Origin of the sequence: Methanosphaera cuniculi, from assembly GCF_003149675.1 — an archaeon.
In the GTDB taxonomy this organism is placed as follows: Archaea; Methanobacteriota; Methanobacteria; order Methanobacteriales; family Methanobacteriaceae; genus Methanosphaera; species Methanosphaera cuniculi.
Map to the genome: position 1 here is coordinate 1 of NZ_LWMS01000004.1, position 16,264 is coordinate 16,264.

Genomic DNA, 16,264 nt, shown 5'->3' on the forward strand with positions numbered 1-16,264 from the left:
ATATTTATTATATATTTATATCATTTAATTTTTATAATAGTATTGTTTTTATTATAAATACTGAAAAAAGAGAGAATACTTAATGTTTTTAAAAAAATAAAAAAATAGGGATTTTATAATACAGGAAGATATTCAATTACACTACATATAAGTATTATTATAATTGTAATGAGAAGATATGTATAACTTTGCATATTCATCTTATCATGTGATGTGTAAATTTGACTATCTGATGAAAATCCACGACATGCCATTGTATTATAAACTGCTTCTCCACGTTCATATGCACGTAGAAACATCATTAAAAACAGGTATCCGAACTGTTTTAATTTCCATTTATAAGGAGCTTTGTTTGAAAGTTCAAATCCACGGCTTTTCTGTGATTGTCTAATAACTTCAAACTCATCAAAAAATAGGAATAAAAATCTTACAAATAATGAGAAAATCATTCCAAACTCCTTAGGAAGATGAAGTTTACGAAAAGCCTCAGCAATAGATTGCATTGGTGTAATATATGAAAAAAGTACAACTGATGTTATACATACAGCAAGTCTTAAAAGTAAAAGTTCTGCAAATGCAATTCCTTGTTGTGTAACTGTTATACCTAATGGTAGTGTATATATTACATCACCAGGCTGAATAAATGGCTGAAATATTGCTATGAAAAATCCAAATGGGAGTATTAGAAGAACTCTAAATAACGCATCTTTTATTGAAATATTAGACATGTATATTAATATAAGAAGATATGCTTCTAAAATTGCAAAAATTGCAAAATTACTTACAGATACACTAAATACAATTACTAAAATTAGAACAATTAACTTAATTCTACTATCAATATCATGAAGTAAGCTATGTTTACTTGAAAGTGCATCTTGTGCTATTATTTCATTAAGTGAAACCATGTTTTTTTTATGCTCCTTAGTTTAAGTATCATTATATTTATATAATTCATATTATATTAATTCTTATTTAATTTTAAGTAAAGTCTTATTTAAGTTTAGTATTTATTTTTTTAATAGAAAAAAACAGTAAATTTTTTTTTTGTTGAAAATTTATAATAAAAGAAATTCCAGAAAAAATAGGGTTAAAAAAATAAAATGTTGGGAGGTTATGATATTAAGGTTGTAATTATATGCTTTTTTCTCCCTACTTTTTGCTTATGATATAAAATACACCATAAGCTATTATTACCGCAATTATTGCACCTACAATTAAACAACCTACTCCAACTAGTGGATTATCTTCAAATTCTGGAAGAGTATAATCTGGCATTGCAGGATCTATTACTTGATTTGCATCTAGTACTTCTGGATTAATTTCTTCTGCTGATTTTTCAAGTCCATCAGGATCACTTGAAGCTAGAAATGGAGATAGGATACAAACAATTACAGCAATAACGAATATTGCTATATAAACATTCTTATTTTTCATGTTAATTCATTCCTTATTGTTCTCTGTTAAATGCTAGTAGATCAGGTCTTGTAGCATCAATTCCTTTAATGATTATTACAGTTATTACAGCTTCAATAATTCCTATCATTGCATGGTATCCTCCCATAAATAGAATTCCATCAACAAGTGGGAATGTTCCACTAAGAGCCATTTCAATTGCTGCAACTACTGCTGAAATAAAACATGCTGCCCATGAAGCTATGAATATACTTGGATATTCTCCAACTTTATTTCTAAGTCCAATGAATCCATAATAACCTACAAATCCACCTACTACTCCCATGTTAAAGATATTTGCTCCTAGAGCTGTTATTCCTCCATCTCCGAAGAATAATGCTTGTATTATGAGTACAACTGTTAGTACTAAAATTGCTGCATAAAGACTGCAGAAAATAATTGCAACAAGTGCTGCTCCAAGTAAGTGTCCACTTGATCCAAATGGTACTGGGAGATTAAATGACATTATTGCAAATATACCTGCTGCTAATACTGCAAGAAGTGGTGTGTATTTTTCATCTAAGTTTTCACGACACCATCGTATTGATAATGCTACGAAGATTATTGCAATTATGTATAATATAATCCAAACTGGTGTACTAAGAAAGCCATCTGGTATATGCACTTTTAATTTCTCCTTTAATTTTTTATTATTATTTTTCTATAAATGTAATACAAGTTTTAACTTTTTTATTAATTCTTGTTATATATAAATTATTAATTATTTTCATATTTAAAACTATTTATTACAAAAACGCATAAAAAAGTCTTATTTGTAATAATATTAATTAGATACTAATTAAATAGTAAATTAATACCAAAATAAGTAATACAATTTAAATTAATCAATATAAAATAGTAATAAAGTAATACATAGTATATAAATAAAAATAAAAAAATTAATACAAAATAAGAAATAAATAATAAAAAAAGGTTTATAAAAAAAATAAAATGAAAATAGGATATTTTAATACCTATTTTTCATCAACTTCATCAGCTTTACGTGCTAATAAATCATCCATTTCTTTTTCTTTTTCAGCATAGAAATCTGGATCGTGAATTGGACAACATTTAAGTTTTTTATATGGTGAATAAAGTTCAGTTATTTCTGATTCATTTACATTTCTAATTTCTTCAAGTCTTTTAAGAATTGTTAGAATTGTACCATCTTCCATGAGTGTTGCAAGGAAACCTGGTCTTGTATTTTCTTTTTGCATAATTAAGTAGATTAGTTTCATAATTGTTAATAGATCTAATCTTTTAATTAGCTCATGGTTATTAATATATCTCCAACCTTTTTCTTCCCAATCTTTTAGATCATCAAATGTACGATAAATGTTTTCTTGGTAAAGATCATCTTTAAAGAAGTCAGCTTCTTCATCATAGTATTTTTGACCATTTTCTGTGTATATAAATCCATCTTTTTTCTCTTCAAAGTATGGGATATATTCAAGTATTGCATCTACATTTTCAATATTTGGGAATTTGAAGATGTTACCAAATGATTTGTTAAGTCCCATTTGTAGTGTTTTATAGTCTAATACTTTAATGTGTGATTTTTCATCATTAAAGAGTCTGTGATCCCATACAACTAGGATGTTACGGATATCTTCTGTTGCTTTACATTTGTATTTTATTTGGTTATCTGTAATTCTTTCAATTTCAAGTAAAAGGTAACTTGTACGTGTAATGTTACGTGCTTTTACTGAGTTTTTCATACGTAGACATATGTATGGATATTTTAATATTGGTTTGAATTTTGCTTCTAATTCTTCTGGTAGATCATGGAAGAATATTTGCATAACTGTTGTATGTTCCATACTGTTTTCTTCAATTTGCATGTAATATTCTGCAAGTTCACGTACACCTGCTTTTTGGAATGTAATTTTTCCTTTAGTTTTTTCAAGTGCTTCAAGAGTATTTAAAAGTACATATAATTCAAAGAGTTTATCATTACTCATTGCAGGAAGTATTATATTAACTATTGTATTGTATAATTCCATTTTATCCGGAAATACAAATAGTTCATCATATACTTCATATATTCGTGCAAGATTAAATAAACGATCTGTACTTTTTGCTGCAAATTCAAGAAGGTTAACATCAATAATGTCAGGTTTTTCTATGTTTTTGAAGATATCTTTTTTAAGTATTTTTGAAAGTTCTTTTTTATTTGCAAGAAGTTCTTCATTAATACGTTCAAGTTTATCATCATCAAAGTTCTTGTTTTTTATACGGTTTGCATCATCATTTTTAATGTTTTCAAAGATATATTTGATTACTCTTAGAATTTCATTATATGGTGATTGTGTTGGATCATTATCTCCAATCATATCTTCAAGTTTATCAAAGTTTTTGATTAAATCTTGTGTTGCATCTATATTTAAGAAGTAATCTACTTTAAATGCTTTTAGTTCATTTGCATCAATTTCAATGATTTTAGACATGATTTCTGCTTCATCTTTCATAATTTTTGTAAATAAGTAGTGATGAAGTCTTGTTTCTACGTAATTAAATACAGTTTGTCTGTCATAATTACTCCAAATTTCAACTAATTCTTCGTCCATTTAATTATTCTCCTATATAGCTTATTTTTTTATTTAATATTGAGTTTATAATTGTTATGTGAATTTTTATGTTTTATAGTATTGTAATATCTTCTATAATCCTTATTTATGAATATTTTATAACAATTAGTAAAATCTTTATCTATTAAGTAATTATTATTTTTTAACATACCTAAATATAAAGTTATTATAAATAAATCAGTTAAAATAAGAGAAAAACTTATAGTTAGTTAAAAATAATTTAAAAAAAATATAAAAAAAAGTAATGGAGTGGATTTATTTTAAAGTAGAGTTTCAGCTATTTCTTTAGCTTCTTCATGTTTTGTGTGTACATCTTCAAGCATTTTTTCAAGTAGTTCTGATGCACATGCTTTACATTCTCCACATACCATTTCACCACTAAGACAACGCTCTCGTATTTCTTTAAGTTTATTATCATCATCTACCAGGTGATATACTAGAAGTTCATAGATTGAACATTTATCAACTTCTCCTCCTAGTTCTTTTTGTTCTTTGAGACTTTCACGTCCACCTGTTTTTGCACTTTTAACTTTTTTGGTTGCATCTTTTATTGAGTCAGTTAGATATATTGCAGTTTTTGGTTTACTACTACTCATTTTATCACCAGTTAATCCGGTCATGAAACGATGGAATGTTGCTGATGGTTCAATAAATCCATATTCATCATTAAATCTAGATGCAAGATCACGTGTTAGTCTGATGTGTGGGTCTTGATCTGGTCCTACAGGTACTATAACTGGTTTTGGTCCTCCATATTTTTCAAGTTGTGGATGTAGTATGTCTGCAACCTGAAGAAGTGGTGTGTAGATGTGTGATATATTAGTACTATTATCAAATCCATATATACTACGCATCTGGCTAAATGTTACCTTACTTCCTAGTGTGTATGCAAGATCTTTTACATCATCATTTTCTGATTGTAAGTAAAGATGGAAGTTATCAACTGTTACATCAAGACCAAGTGCTATGTAATTTGTAATATATTCATCAAGTGCAAGTTTACGTGCTTTTTCTTTTGATATTCCACGTGCTGCATATGCTTCCATGTCAGCTATTGAAACGTAAATGTCAGATCCTTGTTGTTGATACCATTTTAGTTGATCAACTACCATTTTATGTCCAATATGCATCTTTCCACTTGGCATCATACCTGTCATTGTAGCAAATTCACTACCATTTTTAAGTGCATCTGTTATCTTTTTATAATCACGTTGACCAAAGATGATTCCACGTCTCATAAGTTTACTTGGATTTTTAATATTATCTAAATTATCAGAAAATGCTTTTATACCAAATTGTTCTGTAAGTTTTTCATAATCTATAATTGATGAACCCCATGGATCTATCATATTCATATCTAATTCATTCCTCCACAAAAAAAAGTTTATTTATGTATAAATATAGAAAGTAAAAAAAAATTCTATTTTATTTTTTCTCATCCTATTGTGTATTATTTATTTATATTACACATATCTAAAAAAATTTATTATAAAAAAAAAGAGGATAAAAAAAAGGGAAAGTTAAAGTGTTAGTTTTTTTTTATGGTCTTGTCCATTCTATGTCATAGTATGTTATGTTATATTCATCATCTACAACTGCAAGAAGTAAACTTTTTCGAACTCCATGTGCTACTCTCACATAACTTGAAAAATCACGAGCTTTTATTGATTGTTCTTCTGAAAGTATTTTAACTAAATGATTTGAATGTCCTTCTCCTGGTTTATGTCCTCGTTCATATATTCTAAAGTCACTTCCATACTTAAATCCAGTTTTTATTATATATCCACGTGTTCTTAGATCTTCATATACTAGGTAATGTGAGTATATTTGTTTTTTACGTATTATTTCTGAGAGTTTTTCTGCTGTTATCTGTTCTTTGTGTTCTGTAATTATGTAGATTTTTCCTTTTTTAAGTAAGTATAATGCTTCAATTAATGATAGTTCTAATCCAAAGTCTGTTAAATTACCATAGAATCGTTTATTATATAAATTATGGGCATTAACATCTTTTACAATTACTCGATCATCATATAGTATTGATTTCATTGAAATTTTAAACACCAACCTTAATTTTATAGTATGTTGATGCTTTTAAGATAGTCAATACTTTGAAGTACTTCTGCTTTTGTATTAACTTCTATTACACAGATATCATCATATTTTTTATCTTTTAATATTTCAAAGATTTTTGGAAAATCAATGTTATGTTTTCCTAGTGCATCATGCATGTCATATGATCCATCATTATCACTTAAATGAATATGATGAATATTATCAGAAGCTAGCATTTCATCGGGTGTAAAACCATTATTATGTCCATGACCTACATCCATTGTTATTCCTGAGTGTATATCTGTATCTATAAAGTCAAATAATGCATCAACATTTGTAAATAGCATACGTTCAAATAGGGGCATGTTTTCAACACACATCATAACACCATAATCTTCAGCACTTTTTTGTAATTTCTTAAGTGACTCTGTATTATAATCAAGTATTTTTTCAGGATACTTTAATGCCATAATTGGTATAGATCCAGGATGTACTACTACACGATTTGCACCTATTTCATTTGCAAGTTTAAATGAGTCACATACAGCTTCAATTGATGTATTACGTATTTTATCAACATGTGATGCTATGTTTACATCTGACATTGGTGAATGAAGGCTAATGTTAATATCATGATTTGCAAAATCATCATATGTTAGGTGGTCATATGGGTATTCATGTATAACTTCAAGGTAATCTAATTTCTGATCATCTATGAAGTTTAATACATTTTCTATTTTTGCTGGATATAATCCTAGTGTTGAAACACTTATTTTCATTATGTTCAAGTCCCCTATAGTTTATTTTTTATTTTTATTATTATCTTTTTTTTTAGTATGCATCTTCGTTTCTTAAACGTGCATATACTGGTTCATCTTTTTTCATTGCACGTATTACAATTTCTGCCATTTCAATATCTTTTTTAAGTCTGATATTTGCCTTTTTACCTACTGTTGCTGTGAAAAGGTATTCATCTTCAACAATAATATCATAGCTTGAACCAATATCTTCTTTATTAAAGTTTAATGATAGATAATTTCCTGATACAGAAACATTTATTGGTATTTTACTATCAATATTTTTTATTTCAAGTTCTTCAACTTCAATACTTATTCCTGCTTTTTCTTCGATTTTATCTATTGTTTTACCATTTTTACCAATTATTACTCCTGCATGATCTGGATCAATTTCAAGTAGTGCACGTTTATCTGATATTAAAGATACTTCCATTATTGCTTTTGGTGCAACTTTTAGTACTTCTTTTCTTATTGTTCGTTCTACTATTTTTTCAACTGGAGTTTTTTCACGTTCATTTTCTTCATCTTGTAATGAAGCATAGTTTTTCTGGATATCCATTACAATTGTTTGTTCACCATATGTGTAGATTTCATAGAGTAATTCATCAGTTTCAAGATCTTTAATTTCAATTACAGGACGTGAAAGATCTGCTTCAAGCATTCCTGTTGGTACTTTTACAGTCATCTCTAATGCATATACATGTTTTACTTCTCCATCTTCTATATAGATTGTTGTATCTATTACAGATGGTATAATACCAAGTTCTAGTCGTCCAAGTAATCTTTGTACAGCATCAATTGCACGTGTTGCATGTACAACTCCAATCATTCCTACACCAGCTAGACGCATATCTGAGTATATTTCAAAGTCACGAGTTTTACGTACTTCATCAAATATTGTGAAATCTGGTCTTACAAGTAGTAGTATATCTGCTGTGTTTTCCATGTTACCTTCAAGTGGTGCATATTGTGTTATGTTAGCATCAAGATTTAAATCACGTGGTGATTCCATGGTTTTTACAATTTTTTCCATATCATAATGATAATATTCAGCTAGTGCTTGTGCAAATGTACTTTTTCCTGCTCCAGGTGATCCTGCAATTAGTATTCCTTTTGCATCATTTTCAAGACGTTGTAGAAGTTTGTCTGATATGTCATAGTCATCTAGATCTAGTTTGTTTACTGGTTTTATTGCTGTTATTTCATATCCATCTGCAAATGGTGGTTTTGCTATTGTGATTCTTAGATCATTAAATTGTACTACTGTTACTCCTTTTTTGTCGATTTCTATGAAACTATCATGTCTGTGTTTGGTTTGTTCTAGTATTTCTTTTGCTATTCTATCTAAGTCATTGTATCTTAGTGCTTTGTAGTCAAGTTCTACTAATTCTACATGTCCTGGTACTCCTCTTTTTGCCATTGGTGTTGTATTTTCTCTTAGGTGTACTGAGGATATGTTTTCTGTGAAGTATTTTTCAAGTTCTGTTTTGTTATATGCAATTGGTTCTACATCTTTTTTGTAGTAGTATGCTGTTACTCCTTGTGCTTCTGCTATTTCTTTTTGAAGTTTGTCACTTGTTAGGAGTGTTGCATGGTATTTTCGTGCAATATCTCGTATCATTGCATCGATTTCTCCTCCCCCTGCTATTGATATTTCTTCAAGGTTTGGTCTTCTTCCTACAAATTCAAGTGTTATTATTCCATCTTCTGATAATCTGCGTAGTTCTTTTAATTCATCTATTCCTTTATATCCTATTTCTTTTCTTTTATTTGCATGATTTTCTATTTCTGATGGAACTGCTTCTGGGATTAGTACTTGTATTTCATTATTGGTTTTTCTAAATTCATCTTCTATTAGTTTACTTACTTGTTGGTCTATTATTATGCTTGTATCTGGTACTAGTTTAAGCATTGTTAATACCCTCCATGATATTTTTTCGTGCTTCAATCTTTTTTTTTATTCCTTATATACAATGTCGGGATTAAATACAATGTTATTTTTATTTTCTTTTATGTTTTCACCATCATCTGTAATTTCTGTGTAGAAACAGGAGTAATGTCCTGTATGACATGCTCCTCCTATTTGTTCTACTTTAAATAATACAGCATCACGATCACAGTCTATGTGTATTTCATGTATTTTTTGGATGTGTCCTGATATTTCACCTTTGAACCATACTTCATCACGGCTTGTACTATAGTAGTGTGCTTTACGAGTTTTTACTGATTTTTCATATGCTTCTTTATTGATAAATGCTACCATTAGTACTTCGCCTGTTTCATAGTCTTGAGCTATTGCTGTTGCAAGTTCTTTATCACCTATTTTGTGTCTGAAGTTAAGTTCTATCATTGTGTATCATCATCTTTTAGTATTAATTCTATAAGTTCATCTTGTGGTATTGTTACTTGGTTTCCAGTTTTCATGTTTTTAAGTGTTGCTGTGTTATCTGTGATTTCTTTATCTCCTAGCATTACAACGTTATTTATGTTGTGTGTGTTTGCATATGATAGATTTTTCTTAAGTTTTTTACCTTTAAGATCTATGTCTGTGATAATATCAGCACCTCTTAATTGTTGTGCGATTTGTATAGCTTCTTTTTTAAAGTCAGGTTTTATTGGTACGATTAGTACACGTTTGGTGTTATCTTCTGGTATTTGAATGTTTTGTTTATGATATGCTTCCATTATACGATCAAATCCAAATGCAAAACCTGTGGATTCTACTTCTTCTGAGTCAAATAATCCCATGAGGTTGTATGTTCCTCCACCTGTAATTTGTTTTTCAGCACCAAGATCTGGTACATATACTTCAAATACTAAGCCTGTGTAATAATCAAGTCCTCGTGCTATTGAAAGTTTTACTGTGTAATCTGTAAAGTTATATGCTTCAATTATTTCTAGGATAGAATCAAGTTCAAGTACTGCTTCATATGCTTCTGGTATTTCTTCAAGTTCTGGTTTGATTTTATCTAGATCTTTGCGTGTTCCATTAACATTTATAATATCATTGATTATTTGTTGGTTTTTCATGTCGATTTTTAGATCTTCCATGATTTCTTTTAGATGTTCATAGTCTTCTTTATCTATACTTGCTATGATTTCTGTTTGTTTTTGGGCATCTACATCAAGATGATTTAGTACTCCTTTTATTATTCCAAGGTGTCCTATTGCAACTTCATAGTTTTGTATATTAAGTTTTTGTAGTACTTCATTTGCCATTGCGATTATTTCTGCTTCGTTATATATTGGTGTTCCACCTATTACTTCTATTCCAAATTGCCAGAATTGTCTGTATCTTCCAGCTTGTGGTCTTTCATATCTAAAGCAGCTTCCGAAGTAGTACATTTTTAGAGGTTTTGCTTCTCTTTGAAGGTTGTTATTATATAGTCTTGCAACACTTGCTGTCATTTCAGGTCTTAATGCAAGGTCTCTTTTTCCTTTATCTTGGAAGTGGTATAGTTCTTCTTTGATTCCTTCGCCTGAACGTGTTGTAAATAGTTCTAAATCTTCAAAGATTGGTGTTTTTATTTCTTTAAATCCGTAGTTTTCTACTGTTTTTCTTATGGTATTTTCTACATATTTTCTTTCTTCTAAATCTTCAAATAGAAAATCACGTGTTCCTCTAGGTTTTTTAAATTCCATGTTTAATATACATCCCTTTTATATTTTTTTTGGTGTTGATGTGATTAACCTAATTTTTTTTTCTTATAAAGTTAACATTGTATTTAATCCCTTAGATACTTTTTTTTTCATGTTAAGTATGCTAGAAGACCATACCAAAAAGAGGAGTTAAAATGTTTTTTTTTAATCTTTTTTTTTTTGATAGATAAACTAACATGTTAACATAGTGTATCTTGTGTTTTTAGTCTTTTTTTTAGAAAAAAATAATATTTATTTTTTTTTTTGATAATTAGATAATCTCTTTTTTTTTAATATCATTAATGTTAAAATTAGGATTCTTAATCTACATTATTTTTTTTTGTTAATTATAATATATGAGAATAAGAAATAAAAATTTTTAATGGTAGTTATATTATTTTTTTAGATTAAAAAAAATATCTTTTTTTTATTAGAATTATTTACTTTTTTTTCTAAAAAAAATCTAAATACTTTTTTTTATAATTAATTAAACTTCCACTATAAATAATTACTATAAAATAGTTATATTTATGTAATTACTTAAACAGAAATTTAACATATGATAAAGAATATTAATATTTATATATTTACTAGTATATAAATATTTTGATAATATTTATGAAAAAAACATAAAAAGTGAAAGTATAATGATAACAGGAAAAACCAAACTAACAGGTGTAATAGGACACCCAATAAAACATTCATTCTCACCACCAATGCACAACACAGCATATAAAAAAATGAATATGGACTATGTATATGTACCATTTCACATACTACCAGAAAACATAGATAACCTCATAACATCAGCAAAAACCATGAACATACAAGGACTAAATGTAACAATACCCTATAAAACAACCATCATACCACAACTAGATGAAATCGATGAAATAGCCCAGAAAATAGGAGCTGTAAACACAATACAATTTAAAAATGGAAAAGCAAAAGGATATAATACAGATGGAATAGGAGCAATTAAATCACTTAAAAAATATACAGACCTTGAAGATAAAAATATTCTAATATTAGGAGCTGGAGGAGCATCAAAAGCAATCACATTTACACTAACATATGAAAATCCACAAAACATAACAATAGCAAACAGAACACAACAAAATGCAGATACCTTAATTGAAAATATCAAAAAACAAACACCATATACTAATATATCATATATACCAATACAAAACACAGATGAAATAATTGATGATATAGACATAATAATAAACACAACACCAATAGGAATGACACCAAACATAGATGAATGCCCAATAAATACAGATAAAATCAATCAAAAACACACAGTAATGGACATAATATACAACCCACTAGAAACAAAACTACTAAAAAAAGCAAAACAACAAAAAGCACAAACCATACCAGGAACACACATGCTAGTAAACCAAGGAATAGAAGCATTCAAAATATTTACAAATCAAACACCAAAATATGAATACTTCGAAAAACCACTACTTAAAATACTAACACAAAAACAATAAACTCCCATAATCATCTTCTTTTTTTTATAAAAAACTATTAGAATATGTAAAAATAGTTAACTTGCTAAATTATGAAAGAGTAAATCATCTAATATGTAAAATTAAAATTAGAGTAAATAATATAATAAAAAGAGTAATTATTTTTTTTTAGAATAATCAAATTCTAAAAAAATTCCATTAATGTTTTTAAAAAAAAATTTCAAGCAGAAAAAAGAGAAGAAAAAGAAAACAATTTATATGAAAAAACACACTACTATTTTTTCATAATCATAATGGTGAAAACACACTACTATTTTCAACACTTTCTTTTCTTATGGATGATTCTTCTTCTTTTTACTGACTAATATAATTATTTGAAATAGTTGTAGTTGTTAAACCACATAAAAAGAAATATGATTTCCACTTATATAATTACATTTCAAAGATTACTAAAAAAGATTAGAAATCACTACTTTTCTATTCCTTTTTAAATTTATAATTCATATTTCTATAATTTTATCCCACTTTGTAATTTAACATAACCTTGAATTATTTCATTTGATTTAGTTTGTCTATTTTTTTTAACACTATATTTTTTGTATACTTATTTTTAAGATATGAATAAAATAAAGTAAATTGTACTCATCCATTTTATACTTTATTTTATAACTGTTTATCGTTTGATGGTTGTTAAATGTGATTTATGTGATAATTATTATTATTAATTACTGATTAATGTTATCTGCTTGTTTATTTGTACAATTTTATCATAGTATTTGATTTCAAATTTGGAAAATTTTTTTTTATGTTAAGTCATGGTTATAAAAAAAAATCTAACTTTTTTATATTAAACATTCAAAAACTTTTTTTTTCGTATTATCTTAACTTTAACTTATTTGAAAAATTTTTAATGATTTTATTTTATATGAAACACTTTTGTCTATATTTTTAAAGTAAAGGTAACTTAATTTTGTTCTTTATGTATTATTTAGTTAATTGTCTGGAGGAAAAACTTAAAATATTACGAAAAAAATTTATAACTTTTCAAATTTCCCTTTTTTTTTGCATGTTTTATTAGTTTTTTTTTTATTCCTGATCTAACTTTTTTTTTTGATTATTTTTTATTTTTTTATATTTGATTATACTATTATAATTAAATTAACTACAAAATCTTTTAATACTTCAACATTATACAATTTTACACTACATCTCTATGTATAAAGTTGTGTGACCAAATATCATTAGATTTCGAATTATCTTTAATATAATAATACACTTATACTATTTTACATATGTAGTATTTAAAGGTATATTACTTTCAATACGAACTAACCTTTTTTAATTAAATGTATGAATGTTTTTTATAAAAATAGTGTGTTTAAAATTTTTTTAAATTTTTTAAAAAATAATTTGGAGTTTATTTTGTAAATAAAAAAGAATAAGGTTAGAATAGTAGACCTATTCTTTTTTTATTCCTGTGATTCTTAATCCACCGTAGTGTGATTTGTATTTTATGTTTAATCCGATTAATAGTGGTGTAATTTTTTCTATCATTCGTGCTTTTTCTAGTTTTCCACAGTCAATACATTCTATTCCTGGTATTTTTTCGATAAGTTCTATTGCTACTTTTTTAGCTTCATTATCGTTTCCTGCTATTAGACAATCAGAATCTATTGGTTCTGGTATGTTTTCTAAAAGTGAGTTACTTACATTGTTAAATGCTGCGATAACTTTTGCATCAGTGTTTTTTAGGATTTTTGCTGTTCTTTCTGCTGCTGATCCTTCCATTAAATCAATAAATCTTGCTGGTGATCCACCTATTGCTGTTTCTAATGGTACTGTTGCATCCATTATGATTTTATCTCCAACATGGTCTTTTATTGTTTGTAGTGTTGATTTTTGTGCAGATAATGGTACTGTTAATATTAGAATCTCTCCTTCTTCTGCTGCAACTTCATTTGCCATTCCTACCATGCTGATATTTTCATAGTCTTTAAGTTCTTCTAATGTTTCTTCAACTTTCATTAATGCTTTTTCTTCTTTACGTGATCCTATGATAACATCTTCACCTGCAATTGCAAATCTTTTTCCAAGATTTAATCCTTGTGATCCTGTTCCACCAATAATTGCTATTTTCATTTTATCTGAACCTCTATATTTTTAATCTATATTAAATTTAAAATTTTTTTTCTATTTGATTATAATTATTCATAATGGTTTATAATTATTAATCGTTATTTATAATATCTTCAATTTAATATATAAAATTATTTAAAAAAAGCAACTGAGTATATAAACTAAGTAAAAAAGGAGGAGAAAATAAGGTATTATTTTGTTTTATATAGCATCAATACCTTTCTCACCAGTTCGTATACGGATAACTTCCTCAACTTCTGATATGAATATTTTACCATCACCAATAGCACCAGTATATGCTGAATCACGTATAACTTGTATGATTTCATCAACTTTGGTATCTTCTGTTATAATTTCAAGTTTAATTTTTGGAATAAGATCTATCTTATATGTATTTCCCCGGTATTTTTCTGTTAATCCCATCTGGTTTCCATGTCCTTTAACATCTACTACTGTTATTCCATTACAATTAATTTCATTAAGATTGTTAATTACAATGTCAAGTTTTTCTGTACGTATTATTGCTTCAACTTTTTGAATCATATTATTATCTCCTATACTTTTATTTTATGATATTTCTTATTTGATTAAATACTTTTTAAGCTAATTTTTTGGTTATAATATTTTCTAGTATTTATACTAGTGGTACACCAGTTAACTTAGATGCTTCATATGTTAATGCTACAAGATCTTGTTTTTCAAGTTTTTGAAGATCTGTATTTCCTGCTTGTTGTGTTAGCATTTCAGCTTCTTTTGTCATAGCTTTAATATAATTTGCAACTTTTATTCCACCACGAACAGGGTCAAGTCTTCGTCTAAGTCGTCTATCTTGTGTTGCAATTCCCTTTGGACAGTTTCCTTTACTGCATGCTTGACATACCTGGCATCCTATTGCAACAAGTGCTGCTGTACCAATATATGTAGCATCAGCTCCAAGTGCTATTGCTTTTGCAACATCAGCTCCTGAACGTATTCCACCAGCAGCAATAAGATTAACTTCAGATCTGAGGTTTACCTCTTTTAGTGCTTCATCAGCTTTTACTATTGCTTCAATTGTTGGAATTCCAGAATGTTCTGTTATAACATCAGGTGCTGCACCTGTTCCACCTTGCATTCCATCAATAACTATAATATCAGCACCTGCTTTTGCTGCTATTTTAACATCTTCTTTCACACGACCTGCAGTAAATTTAACAATAATAGGTACTTTCCAGTCTGTAATATCACGAAGTTGAGCTATTTTCATTCCAAGATCTTCAGGTCCTACAATATCCATGTGTCGTGCAGGACTAAGTGCATCCATACCTTGTGGTATATTACGAATATGTGCAACTTCTGCTGTTACTTTATCAGCTAGAAGATGTCCTCCCATTCCTGATTTTGCACCTTGACCTATTTTTATTTCAATAGCTTCAGCATTATTAAGATAACTTGCATTTACACCAAAACGTCCTGATGCATATTGTGCTATTAGTTTATCAGCATAATAACGTTCTTCTGGAAGCATTCCACCTTCACCAGTGTTTGCTGTAGTTTGAGCTAGTGTTGCACCTTTTGCAAATGCTATTTTAGTTTCCTTACTTACAGATCCAAATGACATAGCTCCTATCATTATTGGTGTTGCTATTTTTATTGGATTTTCAGCATAACGAGCACCAAGTGTTACATCTGTACGACAAGGTTCACGGTATGAATCTATTGGTGGTCTTGATACTTGAGCTGGTAGTATACTTAGATCATCAAACGTTGGAATATGTCTTAATGCTCCACTTCCTCGCACTTTATAGTTTCCAGTTTCACTTTTTCGTTTTATTTCAGAAAGTGTACTTGATGTCCATACTCCACGGTTTTCATTAGGATTTGATACTACATTTATTGCATGTGTTGGACACATCTTCTCACATATCTTACAACCAACACATCTTTCTAGATATACTGGTATTGGTTCATCATTTATGACCTGGTATACATCATGAGGACAGTTAACATAGCAGCTATAACAGTTTTTACAGTTATTTTTATGTGGATTATCACATAGGTAGTTACAACATCCTGGTCTGTCATTGTTTTGTTTACAAATTTCAGATCGTCTATTTACAGTAAATCCCATAGTTTT

14 protein-coding genes are annotated in these 16,264 nt (G+C 28.0%); 1 reads left to right on the forward strand and 13 read right to left on the reverse strand.

Annotated elements, in window-relative coordinates; translation table 11 throughout:
• Window positions 1-113: 113 nt before the first annotated feature.
• From cbiQ to hisS, 10 genes are all read right to left on the reverse strand, one after another.
• Window positions 114-908 (reverse strand): cobalt ECF transporter T component CbiQ, encoded by a 795-nt coding sequence (gene cbiQ, locus MSCUN_RS00680; RefSeq protein WP_095608357.1) that lies wholly within the window; start codon window positions 906-908, stop codon window positions 114-116.
• A gap of 244 nt (window positions 909-1,152) precedes the next feature.
• A complete protein-coding gene (locus MSCUN_RS00685; protein WP_095608356.1) occupies window positions 1,153-1,437 on the reverse strand; it encodes a PDGLE domain-containing protein in 285 nt (94 codons plus the stop codon).
• 13 nt (window positions 1,438-1,450) lie between these two features.
• Entirely contained in the window at window positions 1,451-2,080 is a 630-nt protein-coding gene (cbiM, locus tag MSCUN_RS00690; RefSeq protein WP_095608355.1) for a cobalt transporter CbiM, read from the reverse strand.
• A gap of 349 nt (window positions 2,081-2,429) precedes the next feature.
• A complete protein-coding gene (locus MSCUN_RS00695) occupies window positions 2,430-4,022 on the reverse strand; it encodes a DUF6508 domain-containing protein (RefSeq protein WP_095608354.1) in 1,593 nt (530 codons plus the stop codon).
• A gap of 281 nt (window positions 4,023-4,303) precedes the next feature.
• Window positions 4,304-5,392: a tryptophan--tRNA ligase gene (locus MSCUN_RS00700; RefSeq protein ID WP_095608377.1), complete on the reverse strand. Its 1,089-nt coding sequence runs from the start codon at window positions 5,390-5,392 to the stop codon at window positions 4,304-4,306.
• A 190-nt stretch (window positions 5,393-5,582) separates the two neighbouring features.
• On the reverse strand, window positions 5,583-6,089 hold the full coding sequence (gene endA, locus MSCUN_RS00705) for a tRNA-intron lyase (protein ID WP_095608353.1): 507 nt from the start codon (window positions 6,087-6,089) through the stop codon (window positions 5,583-5,585).
• Between the two features lie 26 nt (window positions 6,090-6,115).
• Window positions 6,116-6,874, reverse strand: a complete 759-nt coding sequence (locus tag MSCUN_RS00710) for a sugar phosphate isomerase/epimerase family protein (RefSeq protein ID WP_095608352.1) — start codon at window positions 6,872-6,874, stop codon at window positions 6,116-6,118.
• 52 nt (window positions 6,875-6,926) lie between these two features.
• Window positions 6,927-8,804 (reverse strand): PINc/VapC family ATPase, encoded by a 1,878-nt coding sequence (locus MSCUN_RS00715; protein ID WP_095608351.1) that lies wholly within the window; start codon window positions 8,802-8,804, stop codon window positions 6,927-6,929.
• Window positions 8,805-8,849: 45 nt separating this feature from the next.
• A complete protein-coding gene (hisI, locus tag MSCUN_RS00720) occupies window positions 8,850-9,239 on the reverse strand; it encodes a phosphoribosyl-AMP cyclohydrolase (protein ID WP_095608376.1) in 390 nt (129 codons plus the stop codon).
• The gene (hisS, locus tag MSCUN_RS00725; RefSeq protein WP_095608350.1) at window positions 9,239-10,534 is read right to left on the reverse strand and encodes a histidine--tRNA ligase; all 1,296 of its coding nucleotides are present in this window, start codon (window positions 10,532-10,534) and stop codon (window positions 9,239-9,241) included. The genes hisI and hisS overlap by 1 nt, the downstream gene beginning before the upstream one ends.
• 644 nt (window positions 10,535-11,178) lie before the next feature.
• Between hisS and aroE the strand changes: the two genes are divergently transcribed.
• Window positions 11,179-12,033 carry a shikimate dehydrogenase gene (gene aroE / locus MSCUN_RS00730; protein WP_095608349.1) on the forward strand — a complete coding sequence of 285 codons (855 nt, stop codon included), beginning with the start codon at window positions 11,179-11,181 and terminating at the stop codon, window positions 12,031-12,033.
• 1,437 nt (window positions 12,034-13,470) lie between these two features.
• Here the strand turns inward: aroE and npdG are convergent.
• From npdG to MSCUN_RS00745, 3 genes are all read right to left on the reverse strand, one after another.
• Window positions 13,471-14,151: an NADPH-dependent F420 reductase gene (gene npdG, locus MSCUN_RS00735; RefSeq protein WP_095608348.1), complete on the reverse strand. Its 681-nt coding sequence runs from the start codon at window positions 14,149-14,151 to the stop codon at window positions 13,471-13,473.
• 198 nt (window positions 14,152-14,349) lie between these two features.
• The gene (locus MSCUN_RS00740) at window positions 14,350-14,691 is read right to left on the reverse strand and encodes a P-II family nitrogen regulator (RefSeq protein WP_308574326.1); all 342 of its coding nucleotides are present in this window, start codon (window positions 14,689-14,691) and stop codon (window positions 14,350-14,352) included.
• A gap of 91 nt (window positions 14,692-14,782) precedes the next feature.
• Window positions 14,783-16,258: a glutamate synthase-related protein gene (locus MSCUN_RS00745; protein ID WP_095608347.1), complete on the reverse strand. Its 1,476-nt coding sequence runs from the start codon at window positions 16,256-16,258 to the stop codon at window positions 14,783-14,785.
• Window positions 16,259-16,264 lie beyond the last annotated feature (6 nt).